The following is an 18,448-nucleotide window of genomic DNA, read 5'->3' as shown; positions in this document are numbered from 1 at the left end:
CCGTCTCCGGTGTGACTGGACATGTTGTCTGGGATTGCCCGTCAGGCGGATGATTCTTCCGTGCGGCACGTTCCGCATTCGACGTCGACCTCCTCGACCTGGTTCAGGGCGAGTTTGAGGAATTCACGGTTTAGTTCGACGACCAACGTCAAGCCCATAGCTGATTAAGGGAGACATTGATGGCCCAGTCGCGGATCGAAGACATTTGGCCGCTGTCGCCACTACAGGCTGGGTTGCTCTTCCACGCGGTGTACGACGGAGAAGGGCCCGACGTCTACATAGGCCATTGGATCCTGGAACTGGACGGGCCGGTGGACGCGGCCAGGCTGCGCGCGGCATGGGAGGCGCTGCTGACCCGGCACGCTCCGCTTCGGGCCTGCTTCCGGCAGCGCAAATCGGGTGAGACGGTGCAGATCATCGTCAAGGAGGTGGAACTGCCGTGGCGGGAGGTCGACCTCTCCCACCTCGACGACCCCACCGAGGCCGTGCGGGAGCTGGCCGAGGAGGATCGGACGAAACGATTCGACCTCGCACAGGCGCCGTTGCTGCGGCTGACCTTGATCCGCCTCGACGACCGTACGCACCGACTGGTGATGACCTGCCACCACACGATCATGGACGGCTGGTCGTTGCCGGTCGTGGTCAACGAGCTGTCCAAGCTGTACCCGGCCGGCGGCGACCCGCTGGCCCTGCCCGCGGTGACCTCGTACCGGGACTACCTCGCGTGGCTGAGCAGGCAGGACAAGGAGAGGGCACTGGCGGCCTGGGTGGCGCGGCTGCGCGGTGCCGAGGAGCCGACGCTGGTGGCGCCCGCCGACCCGGGGCGAGCCCCCGGCGTGCCGGACAGCGTCGAGGTCGAGCTGTCCGAGGCCCTCACGCGCTCGCTGGACGAACTGGCCCGGGGCCATGGGCTGACGCTGAACACCGTGGTGCAAGGCGCGTGGGCGATGGTCCTGTCACGCCTTGCGGGCCGGACGGACGTGGTCTTCGGGGCGGCGGTGTCGGCGCGCCCGCCGGACCTGCCCGGCGTCGAGGAGATGGCGGGACTGTTCCTCAACACCGTTCCGGTACGCGTGCAACTGCGCGGCTCCACGCCGGTCATGGAGCTGCTTGCGGAATTGCAGAGGCGGCAGTCGGCGCTCATACCTGACCAGTTCGTGGGGCTGGTGGACATCCAGCAGGCGGCCGGTCCCGGCGCGGTCTTCGACACCTTGATCGTCTTCGAAAAGTTCCCCAACAAGCCCGCCGAATCGGACTCCGAGGGAAATTTTGGCATCCGAATACATCAAGGCCGGGTAGCCGCCCACTATCCGCTGACGCTTGTCTGCGTCCCCGGCGCGTCGATGCTCTTCAAACTCGACTATCTGACGGAAATCTTCGACCGGGCCACAGCATTCACCATCGTCGAGCGATTGAAGGAGGTCCTGCGTCAGCTGACGGATGCGGGCGACCTGACGGTGGCCGAAGTCGATGTGACCAGCGCGGCCGAGCGCGATGTGGTGGTCGACGAATGGGGTACGGCAGCCGCCACGATGCCGGGCCGGCCGGCCCCGGAGCTGTTCGACCGCCAGGTGGAGCGCCGCCGCGACAAGGCAGCGCTCGTCGACGGTGATCGGGAGATGTCGTACGAGGAACTGGCCGAGCACGCGGAGCGTCTCGCCGGCTATCTGCGCAGCAGGGGAGTCCAGCGCGGGGACCGGGTGGCCGCGGTGATGGACCGGTCACCCGAGCTGATCGCGACACTGCTCGCGGTGTGGAAGGCAGGAGCGGCGTACGTCCCCGTGGACCCCGCCTACCCGGCGGAACGCTTGAAGTTCATGCTCGCGGACGCGGAGCCGGCGGCAGTGGTGTGCGCGGAAGCGTACCGAGGTGTCGTCCTTGACGGAGGGCTCGACCCGATCGTCCTGGACGACGTCCGGACGCGGCAGGCGGTCGCGGAGAGCACCCGTCTGTCCGTCGGCGTGGACGCTGACGACCTCGCCTACGTGATGTACACGTCGGGGTCGACGGGCACACCGAAGGGCGTCGCCGTGTCGCACGGCAACGTCGCGGCGCTGGCCGGGAACCCGGGATGGGCGATCGGCCCTGATGACGCCGTGCTGATGCACGCCTCGCACGCCTTCGACATCTCCCTGTTCGAGCTGTGGGTGCCCCTGCTGTCGGGCGCCAGGGTGGTGCTGGCCGGACCGGGCGCGGTGGATGGCGAGGCTCTGGCCGGATATGTGGCCGGTGGTGTCACGGTCGCCCATCTGACCGCGGGGACCTTCCGGGTGGTGGCCGAGGAGTCACCGGAGTCACTCACCGGTCTGCGCGAGGTGCTGACCGGCGGGGACGCCGTGCCGCCCGCGGCGGTGGAGCGGGTGCGGCGCGGCAGCCCTGACGTACGGGTGCGGCATCTCTACGGCCCGACGGAGACCACGCTCTGTGCCACGTGGTGGCTGCTCGAACCCGGCGAAGCGACGGGATCAGTGCTGCCGATCGGACGACCGCTTTCGGGACGGCGAACCTACGTCCTCGACGCGTTCCTGCGACCGGTGCCTCCGGGCGTGGTGGGCGAGCTGTACGTCGCTGGAGCCGGTGTGGCGCAGGGCTATCTCGGTCGTGCGGCCTTGACGGCGGAGCGGTTCGTCGCTGATCCGTTCGCTCCCCGCGACGCCTCCGCGGGGGGCGGCGGCCGGGTGGCAGGCGAGCGCATGTACCGGACCGGGGACCTGGCGTACTGGACGGACCAGGGCGCGCTGGCGTTCGCCGGACGTGCCGATGACCAGGTCAAGATCCGCGGATATCGAGTGGAGCCCGGCGAGATCGAGGTGGCCCTCGCCGGCCTGCCCGGCGTCGCCCAGGCCGTCGTGTCCGTACGCGACGAGCACCTGATCGGTTACGCGGTCGCCGAAGCGGGGCACGACGTCGACCCGGTGCGGCTGCGCGAGCAACTCGCGGAGACGCTGCCCGAATTCATGGTTCCGGCCGCGGTCCTGGTGCTGGACCAACTGCCGTTGACAGTCAACGGAAAGGTGGACCGGCAGGCCCTGCCCGACCCGGACTTCGCCGCGAAGGCGGTCAGCCGGGAGCCGGAGACGGAGGCCGAGCGCATCCTGTGCGGAGTGTTCGCCGAAGTCCTCGGCCTGGAACGGGTCGGGGTCGAGGGCAGCTTCTTCGAGCTGGGCGGGGACTCGATCTCGTCCATGCAGGTGGCCGCCCGTGCGCGACGCGAGGGGATCTTCCTCACCCCGCGGCAGATATTCGAGCACCGGACCCCCGAGCGACTCGCGGCACTGACACAAGAGGCCCTGGCGACCCGCGTACGGGACCGCTCCGAGGCGGTCACAGGCGTGGGAGAGATCCCCTGGACGCCGGTGATGCGCGCCCTCGGGGATGCTGCGGCGCGCCCTGACTTCGTGCAGGCGAAAGTCGTCGTCACCCCGGCGGACCTGAGTCCGGATGCCCTGGTGAGTGCCCTGCAAGCGGTGCTGGACGTGCACGATCTGCTGCGGGCACGGGTGACACCTGACGGACGGCTGTACGTGGCCGAGCGCGGCGCGGTGGACGCGGCCGGCCTGGTCACGCGGGTACCGGCCGGGACCGCGGACCTCGATGAGCTGGCCGAGCACCAGGCCAGGACGGCGGCCGGCACGCTGGACCCGTCGGCGGGGATCATGGTGCGGGCGGTGTGGGTCGACGCCGGAAGCGACCGGCCGGGCCGGTTGGCTCTGGTGGTGCATCACCTGTCGGTCGACGCGGTCTCGTGGGGAATCCTGCTGCCGGATCTGCGGTCGGCGTACGACGCGGTGACCTCCGGCGAGCTTCCTGCCCTCGAACCCGCGACGACCTCGTACCGGCACTGGGCGCGGCGGCTGACCGAGCAGGCGTCGAGCGAGAGCACGATCGCTGAAGTCGATTACTGGGTCGCCGTACTGGATGGTGCGGATGCGTCCGCCGTACTGGACGGTGCAGAGTCGTCCGCTGTACTGGATGGTGCGGATGCGTCCGCCGTACTGGACGGTGCGGATTCGCCCCTCGAAACGCAGCCCGGGCAGTCGCACTCGTGGTCATCGACACTGTCCGGAGCCACGGCGCGCAGTCTCGTGGCCCGGCTGCCGCAGGCTTTCCACTGCGGGATCCACGAAGTCCTGCTGGCGGGCCTCGGGGGTGCGATGGCGCGCCGGAGCGGCGCCGGCGCCGGGATCCTCGTGGACGTGGAAGGCCATGGCCGCCATGCCGCCGACGGTGAGGACCTGTTGCGGACCGTGGGCTGGTTCACCAGCGTCCACCCCGTCCGGCTCGACATCTCCGATGTCGACCTTTCCGCCGCGGCCGGGCAGCTGCTGAAGACTGTGAAGGAACAGGTCCGCGCCGTCCCCGGCGACGGCATCGGCTACGGGCTGTTGCGCCATCTCAACCCCGATACCGGGGCCGTGCTGGCCGCGTTGCCGTCCCCGCAGATCGGCTTCAATTACTTCGGCCGGTCCAGCCTCGCCGCCGAGGACACCCCGTGGCAGGGGTGCGAAGAGTCGCTCGGCGGCGGTCCTGAAATGTTCGCTGCCCACCCGGTGGAGGTCTCCGCGGACGTTCAGGACACCCCCGCCGGACCCCGGCTGAGGCTGGCCGTCCAGGGCAGGGACCTCGACCCCGCCACGGTGGAGCGGCTCGGCGAGGCATGGCTGGAGATGCTGACCGGCTTCGCGGCGCTGGCCGAGGAACCCGACGCCGGCGGGCACACCCCGTCCGACTTCGATCTCGTCGAGCTGACGCGGCAGGACGTGGCGGAGCTGGAGGCCGCGGCACCAGGGCTGACGGACGTCTGGCCCCTGTCACCGCTCCAGGAAGGCATGCTCTTCGAGCGGGCCGTCGACGAGGACGGCGTCGACGTCTACCAGAGCCAGCGCATCCTCGACCTCGACGGACCGGTCGACGCACAACGGCTGCGTGCGGCGTGGCAACGCCTCGTCGCCCGGCACGAGTCGCTCCGGACGAGCTTCCACCAGCTCGGATCCGGCGAGACGGTGCAGGTCGTGGAGGGCGAGGTCGAGGTCCCATGGCGTGAGGCCGATCTGTCGCACCTCGACGGGGCCGCCGCGGCGGCGGAGGTCGACCGCCTGCTCAGGCAGGACCAGGCAGAGCGGTTCGACGTGACCAAGGCACCGCTGCTCCGGCTGTCGCTGATCCGTCTCGGCCAGAGCACGCACCGGCTCGTCGTGACGTCGCATCATGTCGTCCTGGACGGCTGGTCCACACCGATCGTCCTGGGCGAGATGTCGACGGGCTACGCGGACGGACAGGGCTCGTCGACGCCACCGTCCTACCGGGACTACCTGGCGTGGCTCCGCCGCCAGGACGAGCAGGCGTCACGAGCGGCGTGGCAGTCCGAACTGGCCGGGTCGGACGAACCGACCAGGATGGACGCCGACGCGGACAAGTCGATGGTCATGCCGGACGGGCATGCCGAATGGCTGCCCGAAGAGGCGACGCGGGCGCTCACCGGCTTCGCACGTGGCCACGGACTGACGTTGAGCACGATCGTGCAGGGCGCGTGGGCGCTGGTGCTGGCACGCCTCGCGGGCCGGACGGACGTGGTGTTCGGGTCCGTGGTGTCGGGGCGCCCCGCGGACGTCCCGGACGTCGAGCGGATGGTGGGGATGTTCATCAACACCGTCCCGGTACGTGTGCGGCTCGAAGGCAGCCGGCCCGTACTCGACATGCTGCATGACTTGCAGAGCCGCCAAGCGGCGTTGACGGAGCACCAGTACCTGGGGCTGTCGGAAATCCAGCGCCTCGCGGGAACGGGCGCGATCTTCGACACCCTCGTGATGGTCGTGAACTACCCCGACGACGCCCCTGGTCCTGAGGGCGACGGTGGTTTCGCCATCAACTCCATCCGCACCCGGACCGGTACCAGCTACCCGCTGACGATGAGCGTCTCTCCCGGGAACCGCTTGCGGATCGACGTGGCCTACCGCCCCGATCGGGTCGACCGGGAAACGGCCACCGAGGTCACCAGGCAGGTCGTACGGGTCATCGAACGGATGGTGGCGCAGCCCTCGCTTCCGGTGGGCCGCCTGGCCGTGACGGACGAATCGACGCGTGCGGCGCTGGTGGAGCGCGGGACCTCGACCGGCGAAGCGGCCGACAGGCGGTCGGTCCTTGAGCTGTTCCGCGAGCAGGCCGAAAGGACCCCGGACGCCGTGGCGGTCATGGACGGCGGACGCACCCTGTCGTACGCCGACCTCGACCGGCGATCGGACGGGTTGGCAGGGCACCTCGCCGGGATGGGCGTGCGGCGCGGTGACCGTGTCGGCGTGGTGATGGAACGCGGCGCGGACCTGTTCGTCGCCCTGCTCGCGGTCTGGAAGGCGGGGGCCGCGCAGGTGCCGGTGAACGTGGACTACCCCGCGGAACGGATCGACAGGATGCTGGCCGATGCCGGCGCGCGGGTGGCGGTCTGCGTGGGAGCGACCCGCGACGCGGTGCCGGACGGGGTCGAGCCGATGGTCATGGACGCCCCGGCGATCGCGGAAGTGCCGCACGAGGCGCCGCCCCTCACGGTGGGGGCGCACGACGTGGCCTACGTGATGTACACCTCGGGATCGACCGGGGTCCCGAAGGGCGTCGCGGTGCCGCACGGAAGCGTGGCGGCGCTGGCGAGCGACCCAGGCTGGTCGCAGGGCCTGGAGGACTGCGTGCTGCTGCACGCACCCCATGCGTTCGACGCGTCCTTGGTGGAGACCTGGGTGCCCCTGGTCAGCGGGGCCCGCGTGCGGGTCGCGGAACCGGGCGCGGTCGACGCGCAGCGGCTGCGCGAGACGATCGAACACGGCGTCACCACCGCCCATCTGACGGCTGGAAGCTTCCGAGTGGTGGCCGAGGAGTCGCCGGAGTCCTTCCGCGGGCTGCGCGAGATCCTGACCGGCGGTGACTCGGTACCCCTTGCGTCCGTCGCGCGGGTGCGCCGGGCGTGCCCGGAGGTTCGGGTCCGGCAGCTCTACGGCCCCACCGAGGCCACCCTCTGCGCCACGTGGCACCTCCTCGAACCAGGGGACGAGACGGGCGACACCTTGCCGATCGGCCGACCGCTGGCCGGACGGCGGGCTTACGTGCTCGACGCGTTCCTCCAGCCGGTGGCGCCCAACGTGACCGGCGAGCTGTACCTCGCCGGCGCCGGCCTCGCGCACGGCTATCTGGGCGCGAGCGGGCCGACCTCGGAACGGTTCGTCGCTGATCCGTTCGCCCCCGGCGACACGGCGGCGCGAAGCACCTCCGAGGCGACGGACGGGCGGATGTACCGCACTGGCGACCTGGCGCGCTGGACGGACCAGGGTGAGCTGCTGTTCGTCGGACGGGCCGACTCCCAGGTGAAGATCCGGGGCTACCGCGTGGAGCCCGGGGAGATCGAGGCGGCCCTGGCCGAGGTTCCGCGGGTCGCGCAGGCGATCGTGGTGGTGCGGGAGGACCAGCCTGGCGAGAAGCGGCTGATCGCGTACGTGACCACGGAAGGGGATCCGGGACCGGATTCCGACACGGTCCGCGAGCACCTCGCGGCGCGGCTGCCGGAGTTCATGGTGCCCGCGGTGGTGGTGCTGGACGGCTTCCCGCTGACGCTCAACGGAAAGATCGACCGTGCGGCCCTGCCGGCCCCGGAGTACACCGCGAGGGCGGCAGGACGCGAGCCGCGTACCGACGCCGAGCGCGTGTTGTGCGACCTGTTCGCCGAGATACTCCGCCTCGACCGGGTCGGCGCCGACGACGGCTTCTTCGAGCTGGGCGGCGACTCGATCCTGTCGATGCGACTGGCCGCCCGCGCACGTCGCGAGGGTTTCGTCTTCGGGGCGAAGCAGGTCTTCGAGCAGAAGACGCCCGCGGGGATCGCGGCGGTCGCCGAGCGTGGTGGCCCTGCGCGGGCCGACGTCGTCGACGGCGTCGGCGAGGTCCCGTGGACGCCGGTGGCACGGGCACTGCTGGAACGCGATGCCCGTGCGATGACCCGACGCGCGCCCGCGCAGTGGGTGACCGTGGGCGCGCCCGACGACCTCTCCGTGGAGGTGCTGGCGGCCGGACTGGCCGCGGTGATCGGCACCCACGACATGCTGCGCAGCCGGATCGTCGAGACCGACGGGGAGCAGCCCCGGCTTGTCGTGGCCGACCGCGCAGCGGTGGCCGCGGCGACGCTGGTCGAGCGGGTCGAGGCCGGTGCCGGTGACCTGGACGAGATCGCGGAGCGCTGCGCCGAGGAGACGGCCGCCCGCCTTGATCCCGCCGCCGGCGTGATGATCAGGGCGGTGTGGGTGGACGCGGGACCCGGCCGCCTCGGACGGCTCGTGGTGGTGGCGCACCACCTCCTGGCCGACGTCGTGTCCTGGCGCGTCCTGCTGCCGGACCTGCAAACGGCCTGCGCGGCCGTGGCCGCGGGCCGGGAACCGGCACTCGACCCGGTCGACGTCTCGTACCGGCGCTGGGCGCGCACACTCGTCGAGCAGGCGGCGACCCGGACCGCGGAACTGGAGACGTGGACGGCGATCCTCGACGGAGCGCAGTCGCTGTCAGGCGAGTTCGACCCCACGCGCGACACCATGTCGACCGCAGGACGCAGGACTTGGAGGGTGCCGCAGGACAAGGCCGGCGTGCTCGTGGCGAAGGCGACCTCGGCCTTCCACTGCGGTGTTCACGAGGTGCTGCTGGCCACCCTGGCGGGCGCGGTGGCCCGATGGCGCGGCGACACGGCCGTCGTGGTCGACGTCGAGGGCCACGGCCGCCAGCCCCTCGGTGACCTGGACCTGTCCCGGACGGTCGGCTGGTTCACCGACATACACCCGCTCCGCCTTGACGTGGCCGGGATCGACACGGCCGAAGCCGTCTCGGGCGGCGACGCGGCAGGTGTGCTCCTGAAGAGCGTCAAGGAGAACGTGCGAGGCGTGCCCGACGGCGGGCTCGGCTACAGCATGCTGCGGTACCTCAACGCCGAGACCGGCCCGGCCCTGGCGGCGCTGCCGAAGCCGGACATCGGGTTCAACTACCTCGGCCGCTTCTCCTCCCGGCCCGACGGTGCCGCGGAGCCCTGGCAGATGGTGGGGACCATCGGCGGTACGACGGACCAGGACGCGGCATTGCGGCACGTCCTGGAGATCGACGCGGTCGTCCTGGACGCCCCCGACGGGCCCGCGCTGGAGCTGTCCCTGACCTGGGCCGGGCGTCTGCTCGGCGAAGCCGAGGCGGAGGCGCTCGGACAGGGTTGGCTGGACATGCTGACCGGCCTCGCCGCCCACGTCGACGCCGGCGACGCCGGGGGGCACACGCCGTCCGACTTCCCGCTCACCGTGCTGACGCAGCGGGACGTGGCGGAGATCGAGGCCGCCGTACCAGGCCTGGTCGACATCTGGCCGCTGTCTCCGCTCCAGGAGGGCCTGCTGTTCCACGCCGCCGACGAGCGCGGCCCGGACGTGTACGCGAGTATGCGTACCCTCGTCATCGAGGGACCGCTGGACGTTGCCCGCTTCCGCAGGTCGTGGCAGGTGCTGCTGGACCGGCACCCCGCCCTGCGGGCGAGTTTTCATCAGCTCGGGTCCAGTGCGACGGTGCAGGCGGTCGCCGGCGAGGTGGCGCTGCCCTGGCAGGAGACCGATCTGTCCCATCTGCCCGAGGACGAGGCGCTGGCGGAAGTCGACCGTCTCGCGGCGGAGCTGCATGCCGAGCGGTTCGACCTGGCCCGGGCACCGCAGCTGCGTCTGCACCTGCTGCGTCTTGGTGACCGCCGGCACCGGCTCGTCTTCACGTCGCATCACATCGCGGCGGACGGATGGTCCCTGCCGCTCATCACCGGTGAGGTGCTGGCGGCGTACTACGCCGGCGGGACGGGCCGGGCGTTGCCGATCCCGACGTCGTACCGCGACTACCTCGCCTGGGCCGTTCAGCAGGACAAGACAGCTGCCCGGGAGGCGTGGCGGGCCGAACTCGCGGGGCTCGACGAGGCGACCCACGTCGTGCCCCCGGAATCGATCATCACGCCCGTCGAGCCCGACCGGATCGGGTTCGAACTCGACGACGATCTGAGTCGGCGCCTGAGGGAGTTCACCCGCCATCACGGTGTGACGGCGAACACGCTCTTCCAAGGGGTCTGGGCACTGCTGCTGGCCCGGCTGACCGGTCGCGACGACGTGGTCTTCGGCGCCGCGGTGGCCGGTCGTCCGCCCGAGATCCCCGGTGTCGAGTCTGCGGTCGGCCTGTTCATGAACATGCTGCCCGTCCGGGCCCACCTGGCAGGCGCTGAACCATTCCTCGACATGCTGGCGGACCTGCAACAACGGCAGGTCGCGTTGATACCGCATCAGCACGTCGGGCTGACCGAGATCAATCAGCACGCCGGGCCCGGCGCGGCATTCGACACGATCGTGGTGTTCGAGAACTACCCGCCCCCGCCGCCCGTGTCCGAAGAACCCGACGCCCTCATCATGCGTCCTGCGGGCATTCCGAACGACACCGGGCACTATCCACTGTCCATGCGCGCGTCCGTATCGGGTCCCGTCCATGGCGAAGTCATCTTCCGCCCGGACGCGTTCGAGCGGACCCAGGTCGAGGAGCTTCTCGCGTCGCTCCTGCGGGCTCTCGAGCAGGTCGTGGCCGATCCGCGAACGCCGGTGGGACGGGTCGGCCTGATCGGACCTGAACAGCGCCGCCTGGTGGTGGACGAGTGGAACAGGACCGACAAGCCGCTTGCGGCGGAGACACTGCCGGTGGTGTTCCGCCGGCAGGTCGAGCGGACGCCGGACGCGCCGGCAGTGCAGGACGCGGCGCGGAGCCTGTCGTACAGCCAGCTGCTCGGCGAGGTCGAAGCGCTGGCGCGGCTCCTCGTGGGCCTGGGCGTACGGCGTGAGGCCCGGGTGGGAGTACTGGTCGAGCGCTCGGCCGAGCTGGCGGTGACCCTGATGGGGGTGTCGTTCGCCGGCGGGGCGTTCGTGCCGGTCGATCCGGACTATCCCCGTGAGCGCGTCGAGTTCATGCTGGCGCATTCGGCGCCCGACGTGCTGGTGTGCACGAAGACGACGCGAGCGGTCGTGCCTGCGGAGTTCGCGGGCACGGTGCTGGTGCTGGAAGAACTGCCCGCCGCCGATCCGGGTGTGGAGCTGCCGCGCGTGGCATCGGACGACGCGGCGTACGTGATCTATACATCGGGGTCGACAGGGGTGCCCAAGGGCGTCCTGGTCGCCCACTCCGGGCTCGTCAACCTGGGGTACGCGCACATCGAGCGGATGGCCGTGACATCGTCCTCGCGGGTCCTGCAGCTGTCCGCGATCGGGTTCGACGCCATCGTCTCCGAGCTCTACATGACTCTGCTGGCCGGTGCGACCTTGGTCCTGCCGGACGCGGCGAACATGCCGCCCCGGGTGACACTGGGCGACGCGATCCGCAAGGCGGGCATCACTCACCTGACCGTGTCGCCGAGCGTGCTGGCGAGCGAGGACGACCTGCCGGACACCCTCCAGACAGTGCTGACGGGCGGCGAGGCACTACCGGCCGCGCTGGTGGACCGCTGGTCGCCCGGCCGTCGGGTGATCCAGGCATACGGGCCGACCGAGACGACCATCTGCTCGACGATGAGCGCCCCGCTGGCTCCAGGACACGATGTGGTCCCGCTCGGCGGCCCGATCCACAACGTGCGGCACTACGTGCTCGACGCCTTCCTTCAGCCGGTACCGCCGGGGGTGGTCGGCGAGCTGTACATCACGGGTGTCGGACTGGCGCGTGGATACCTCGGACGCCCCGGCCTGACCGCGGAGCGGTTCGTTGCGAGTCCGTTCGCCCCCGGTGAGCGGATGTACCGCTCCGGCGACCTGTTCCGCTGGTCCCCGGAGGGCCAGCTGCTCTTCGCGGGCCGGGTCGACGCGCAGGTCAAGGTGCGCGGATACCGGGTCGAGCCGGCGGAGATCGAGGCCGTGCTCGCGGAGCATCCAGGCGTTGGCCAGGTGGCGATCGCGGTCCGCAGGGACGGCCCCGGCGACAAGCAACTCGTGGCGTACGTCGTGCCGTCGGCCGACGCCTCCGGGCAGAACGGCACGCTGACCTCCGCGCTGCGCGAGCTGGCGGCCGAACGCCTGCCGGAGTACATGATGCCCGCGGCGTTCGTGTCGCTGGAGCACATGCCACTCACCCCGAACGGCAAACTCGACCACCGGGCGCTCCAGACCCTCGACTTCGTGGGCATGTCATCGAAGCGGGACCCGCGCACGGCGATGGAGGCGAGGCTGTGCGCACTGTTCGCGGAGGTACTCGGCCTTGAGCGGGTCGGTCCCGACGACAGCTTCTTCGAACTCGGCGGCGACTCGATCATCTCGATGCAGCTCTCGGCCCGCGCCCGCAGGCAAGGGCTGGAACTGACCCCGTGGCAGGTGTTCGAGGAAAGGACGCCGGAACGACTGGCGTTGCTTGTCACGGAACTCCCCGCCGACGGCGATGCCACCGCGGCGCCGGAGTCGTCGGCGGGCCCCCTCGTCGCTCTCTCATCCGACCAGATGGATCAACTCGAGGCCGGACTGGCCGGCGAACAAGCGCTGTAAGGAGCAAGATTGTGACCGTTGACGGCACTCGCCCGAAGCCCCGTTCCAGCGTGGAGGACGTCTGGCCCCTTTCGCCGCTGCAAGAAGGGATGCTGTATCACACCGCACTTGACCACGACGGTCCCGACACCTACACCGTGCAGACCGTGTACGGCATCGACGGCCCGCTGGACGCCGCCCGGCTGAGGGCGTCGTGGCAGGCCGTCGTGGACCGGCACGCCGCGCTGCGAGCCTGTTTCCGCTATGTCAGCGGCGCACAGATGGTGCAGGTCATCGCACGGGACGCCGAGATCCCCTGGCGCGAGACGGATCTTTCCGGGCTGCCGCACGACGTGGCCGACAGCGAGGTGGACCGCCTGGCCGCCGACGAGGTGGCCCAGCGGCTGCACATCGAGACGGCGCCGCTGATGAAACTGCACCTGATCCGGCTCGGCCCGGAGCGTCACCGGCTCGTGCACACCCTTCACCACGTGCTGGTGGACGGCTGGTCGATGCCCGTCATCCACCGCGAACTGGCCGCGATCTACGCGGCGAACGGGGACGCGTCCGCACTCCCGCCCACCGTGCCCTACCGGGACTACCTCGCCTGGCTGGGCCGGCAGGACATGGAGGCGGCCAAGGCGGCCTGGCGGAAGGAGTTCGCGGGCCTCGACACGCCCACCACGGTCGCCCCGGCCGACCTCACCCGCGTGCCGGACATCGACACGGCGATGATCGAGCTGTCCCCGCAGCTGACAGAAGAGCTGGCCGGGCTGGCCCGCGGGCACGGCCTCACCCTGAACAGCATCGTGCAAGGCGCGTGGGCCGTCGTCCTGGCGCAACTGGCCGGCCGTACCGACGTGGTGTTCGGCGCCACCGCCTCCGGGCGCCCTGGCGACCTCGCCGGTGTGGAGTCGATGGTCGGCCAGCTGCTTAACACCCTGCCGGTACGGGTCCGGCTCGACGGCGGGCGGCGGGCCGTCGAGCTGTTCGCCGAGCTTCAGCGCGACCAGTCGGCACTCATGGCCCACCACCACCTCGGCCTGCAGGACGTGCTGGCCGTCGCCGGACCCGGAGCGGTCTTCGACACGCTCATCATCTACGAGAACTTCCCTCGCAAGGGACTCGGCCAGGCGCCCGACGAGGGCCTGACCCTGCGCCCGCTGAAGCGGGGGCGCAACTCCTCGCACTACCCGTTCACCCTGATCACAGGACCCGGCGAGCAGATGCCGCTCATCCTGGACTACGACCGGGGCCTGTTCGACCGCGCGGTCGCCGAATCGGTCGTGGGCGCGCTGGCCCGCGTGCTGGAGCGGCTGGCCGCCGAGCCCGATGTGCTCGTCGGCCGCCTGACGCTGCTGAGCGAGGCCGAGCGCGCCCTCGTGGTGGACGAATGGAACGCGACCGCGGGCCCGGTGCCCGGAGAATCCGTGGTCGAGATGTTCACGCGGCGGGTGGCCGCGGCCCCGGACGCGGTGGCGCTCACCGACGCGGGCGGCGCGGACCTGAGCTACGCCGAGGTCGACCGGGCCTCGAACCGGCTTGCCCACTACCTCGCCGGTCGTGGCATCGGCCGCGGCGACCGGATCGGCGTGGCCATGGACAGGTCGCCGGACCTGCTGATCGCGTTCCTGGCGATCTGGAAGACAGGCGCGGCGTACGTCCCGGTGGACATCGAGTACCCGGCCGAGCGGATCGCGTTCATTCTCGACGACTCCGCCGCCTCCACCGTCCTGTGCACAGAGGCGACCAGCGGAGTCGCACCGGACGGCGCGATCGTCCTCGACGCGCCCGAGACCCGGGCAGCCGTCGACGGCTGTGCCGCCACGGCGCCGGAGACCCGGCCGAGCGCCGACGACCTGGCGTACGTGATGTACACCTCCGGATCCACCGGCCTGCCCAAGGGCGTAGGCATCCCCCACGGGGCCGTGGCCGGCCTGGCCGGAGACGCCGGTTGGCGGATCGGCCCGGGCGACGGCGTGCTGATGCACGCGACGCACGTCTTCGACCCCTCGCTCTACGCGATGTGGGTGCCGCTCGCCATGGGCGGCCGCGTCCTGCTCACCGAGCCGGGCGTGCTGGACGCGGCCGGGGTACGCCAGGCCGTCGCACGCGGCGCGACCGCCGTCCACCTCACCGCCGGCAGCTTCCGCGCCCTGGCGGAGACGTCCCCGGAGTGCTTCGCCGGTCTGGTCGAGATCGGCACCGGCGGCGACGTGGTCCCCGCCCAGTCGGTGCAGAACCTGCGGCGGGCCCAGCCCGCCCTGCGGGTGCGGAACACCTACGGGCCGACCGAGACCACCCTGTGCGCGACGTGGAAGCCGATCGAGCCCGGCGAGGAACTCGGGCCGGAGCTGCCGGTCGGCCGCCCCATGACCAACCGCAAGATCTACATCCTCGACGCCTTCCTGCGCCCGGTCGCGCCGGGAGTGACCGGCGAGCTGTACATCGCCGGCACCGGCCTTGCCCGCGGATACCTCACAAGCCCGGGCCTGACCGCCGAGCGGTTCGTGGCGTGCCCCTTCCTCGCCGGGGAACCGATGTACCGCACCGGCGACCTGGCGCGCTGGAACAAGGATGGCGAGGTGGTGTTCATCGGCCGCGCCGACGACCAAGTGAAGATCCGCGGCTACCGGGTGGAGCTGGGCGAGGTGGAGGCCGTCCTCGCGGTCCAGCCCGGGGTGGTCGAGGCCGTCGTCGTGGCACGAGAGGACAGGCCGGGCGAGAAGCGCCTGGTGGGCTACTTCGTCTCCGACGGCAGCGACGCGGGGGCGGCACAGATCCGGCGGCACATGGCCCAGGTCCTGCCCGCGTACATGGTGCCGATGGCGGTCGTCGCCCTGCCCGGCCTGCCGGTCACCGCCCACGGCAAGGTGGACCGCCGGGCCCTGCCCGTCCCGGACCTCGCGGGACACGCCTCGCAGAAGGCGCCGGAGAGCGAGACCGAGAAGGTGCTGTGCGCCCTGTTCTCCGAGATCCTCGGCGTCGACCACGTGGGCGGCGACGACACCTTCCACGACCTCGGCGGGAGTTCGGCGCTCGCCATGCGGCTCATCGCGCGGATCCGTGAGGAACTCGGTGCGGATCTGCCCATCCGGCAGCTGTTCTCCTCGCCGACACCCGCGGGCCTGGCGAGGATGCTCGCCGCGAAGTCACGCCCCGCGCTGGAAGCAGCCCAGCGGCCGGACCGGGTGCCGCTCACCACCCGACAGCTGCGCGCCTGGCTCCTTGCCGACCCCGGGAAGGACACGGCCGGCCTGCACACGTCGGTCGCCCTGCGCCTGCGCGGCCGACTGGACGTGCCCGCCCTCGCGGCGGCGCTCGGCGACGTCGCGGCCCGGCACGAGATCTTCCGTACGACCTTCCCCGGCGACGCACAGAGCGTCCACCAGCACATCCAAGACGGCCTCACGGTCGAGCTGACCCCCGTCCCGGCCACCGAGGAAGATCTTCCCGGGCTGCTCGCCGAGCGGCGCGAGTCGGCGTTCGACCTCACCAAGGACGTGCCGTGGCGATGTGAGCTGTTCGCACTCGCGGAGAAGGAACACGTGCTGCACCTACAGGTGCACCGGATTCTCGCCGACGACGACTCGCTGGACGTGTTCTTCCGCGACCTGGCGGCCGCCTACGGCGCGCGGCGCGAGGGCCGGGCCCCGGAGCGCGCGCCCCTGGCCGTGCAGTTCGCCGACTACGCGATGTGGGAGCAGCGACTGCTCGCGGACGAGAACGAGCCGGGCAGCCTGCCCCACGAGCAGGTCGCCTTCTGGCGGGACAACCTGGCCGGCATCGACGGGGAGACGGTGCTGCCGTTCGACCGCCCGCGGCCGGCCGTCCCGTCGCGCCGGACCGGGACGGTCGAACTGCGGCTGGACGCGGACCCGTACGCCCGGTTGATGGACGCGGCGGAGCCGGCCGGCGCGGATGCCTTCCAGGTGGTGCACGCCGCGCTCGCCATGCTGCTGACGAAACTGGGCGCGGGCCACGACCTGGTGATCGGCACGACGCTGCCCCGGGACGAGGACCTCATCGACCTGGAGCCGATGATCGGGCCGTTCGCCCGGCCGGTCGCCCTGCGGACGGAAGTCTCGGGCGACCCGACCTTCCTGGAAGTCGTCGCCCGCGTACAGGAAGCGCTCCGGGCCGCGCAGGAGCACCTGGACGTGCCCTTCGAGCGGCTCGCCGAACTCCTCGGCCTGCCCGCCTCGCTCTCCCGCCACCCCGTGTTCCAGGTGGGCCTCGAGGTGCTGGAGGAAGGGCTCGGCACCTGGGACGCGAGGGAACTGCCGGGCCTGCGCACCGATGTCGAACCCGGCGGGGCCGAGGCCATGGAGCTGGATCTCGCGTTCAAGCTCACCGAGCGCCTCGACGACGAGGAGTGCATCGAAGGCCTCCTCCGCTACGCCACCGACCTGTTCGAGCGGGACACGGCCGAGTCGGTCGCCCGGCGCCTGGTCCGCGTCCTGGAACAGGTGGCGGAGGACCCCCGGCGGCGGATCAGCGACCTGGACATCTGCCTGGACGACGTCGAACGCAGCCGCCCGGTCATCGCACCGGCGCGGTGGTCGGGGGCCGTGCCCCAGGCGCTCGCCGGCCTGGCCGATGACGGCCCGCTCGGCGCGCTCCTGCTCGACGACCAGCTGAGCCCGGTCGCGCCGGGGGCCGTGGGCGACCTGTACGTCACCGGGCCGGCGGTGGACGCGGGCAAGGACGGTCGGTCCACCCTGCCCTGCCCGTTCGGAACTCCGGGCCATCAGATGCTGCGCACGGGCCTGCTCGCCCGGAAGACCTCCTCCAAGACCCTGGTCGTCCTGGGTGAGCGGCGGCGCTCGACCCGTTCGGTGAAGACGGGTGACTACGAGGTCCTGCTGCCGCTGCAAGCCGCCGGTGACCGCCCGCCCCTGTTCTGCCTCCACGCGAGCGGCGGCCTGAGCTGGAACTACCAGCCGTTGCTGCGGCACCTTCCGGTGAACCAGCCGGTGTACGGAGTGCAGGCGCGCGGCTTGGCCCGTACCGAACCCCTCCCCGAAAGCGTCGAGGAGATGGCGGACGACTACCTGGAGCACATCCGGGCCGTGCAGCCGACCGGGCCGTACCACCTCCTCGGCTGGTCCCTCGGCGGGCGGATCGCGCAGGCGATGGCCGCGCTGATCGAGGCGGAAGGGGAGGAGGTCGGACTGCTGGCCCTGCTCGACGCCTATCCCGTCTACATGGGGCGCAACGCGACCGGCACGGTCAGCGAAGAAGCCATGCGCGACGAGGAGGCCGTGCAAAAGCGCAAGGAGCAGTACCTGGAACTCGCCGGTGGACTGGTCCAGGGGCCCGGCGTCAAGGAGCGCCTCGAAGCGGTGATGCGCAACCTGTGGGAGGTCGGGCCGCGGCACACCGCCTCGCCCTTCACCGGCGACATCCTGCTCTTCGTCGCCTCGAAGGAGCGGCCGGCGCATCTGCCCGTACCGGAGGCCATAGCCAGCTGGAAGGACTTCACCACCGGAACCATCGAGGCCCACGAGATCCCGTCCAACCACTACGACTTGGTGCAACCCGCGGCGCTGGCCCAGATTGGAGCCATCGTCTCCGAGAAGCTCCGTTCCCGACAGAAAAGCGAAAGGACACAACGATGAGCAACCCGTTCGACGACGACGAGGGCTCCTTCTTCGTGCTGGTCAACCACGAGGGCCAGCACTCCCTCTGGCCGGCCTTCGCGGAAGTGCCCGCCGGCTGGACCCGTGTCCACGGTGAGGCCACCCGTCAGGAGTGCCTCGACTACGTCGAGGAGAACTGGAAGGACCTCCGGCCGAAGAGCCTCATCCAGGAAGTCGGCGCCTGAGACGAAGGTGTCCAGCCGCTCAATGCGGACGGTTGGACGGGCTCCACGCCCGTCCAACCGGCTCGTGACCACCACTTCCGCATCCGAGGGCGGGACGAGG

3 protein-coding genes are annotated in these 18,448 nt (G+C 71.1%); all 3 read left to right on the top strand.

Annotated features, from left to right (window positions below):
• Nucleotides 1–179: 179 nt before the first annotated feature.
• From Q3Y56_RS00150 to Q3Y56_RS00140, 3 genes are read left to right on the top strand one after another with little or no spacing between them, the layout of a single operon-like run.
• Entirely contained in the window at nucleotides 180–12,542 is a 12,363-nt protein-coding gene (locus tag Q3Y56_RS00150) for a non-ribosomal peptide synthetase (protein WP_304459971.1), read from the top strand.
• An 11-nt stretch (nucleotides 12,543–12,553) separates the two neighbouring features.
• Nucleotides 12,554–18,142, top strand: a complete 5,589-nt coding sequence (locus Q3Y56_RS00145) for a non-ribosomal peptide synthetase (protein ID WP_304459970.1) — start codon at nucleotides 12,554–12,556, stop codon at nucleotides 18,140–18,142.
• Nucleotides 18,139–18,348 (top strand): MbtH family protein, encoded by a 210-nt coding sequence (locus Q3Y56_RS00140; RefSeq protein ID WP_304459969.1) that lies wholly within the window; start codon nucleotides 18,139–18,141, stop codon nucleotides 18,346–18,348. The genes Q3Y56_RS00145 and Q3Y56_RS00140 overlap by 4 nt, the downstream gene beginning before the upstream one ends.
• Nucleotides 18,349–18,448: the final 100 nt, after the last annotated feature.

This window comes from Streptomyces sp. XD-27, from assembly GCF_030553055.1.
Taxonomy (GTDB): Bacteria; Actinomycetota; Actinomycetes; order Streptomycetales; family Streptomycetaceae; genus Streptomyces.
The sequence above is the reverse complement of the archived record's forward strand: the minus strand, read 5'-3'. Positions and strand labels throughout refer to the sequence as shown.

Excerpts from the sequence above, each read along its gene's own strand:
- Q3Y56_RS00150 (WP_304459971.1), top strand. The coding sequence starts at position 180 with ATGGCCCAGTCGCGGATCGAAGACATTTGGCCGCTGTCGCCACTACAG.
- Q3Y56_RS00140 (WP_304459969.1), top strand. The coding sequence starts at position 18,139 with ATGAGCAACCCGTTCGACGACGACGAGGGCTCCTTCTTCGTGCTGGTC.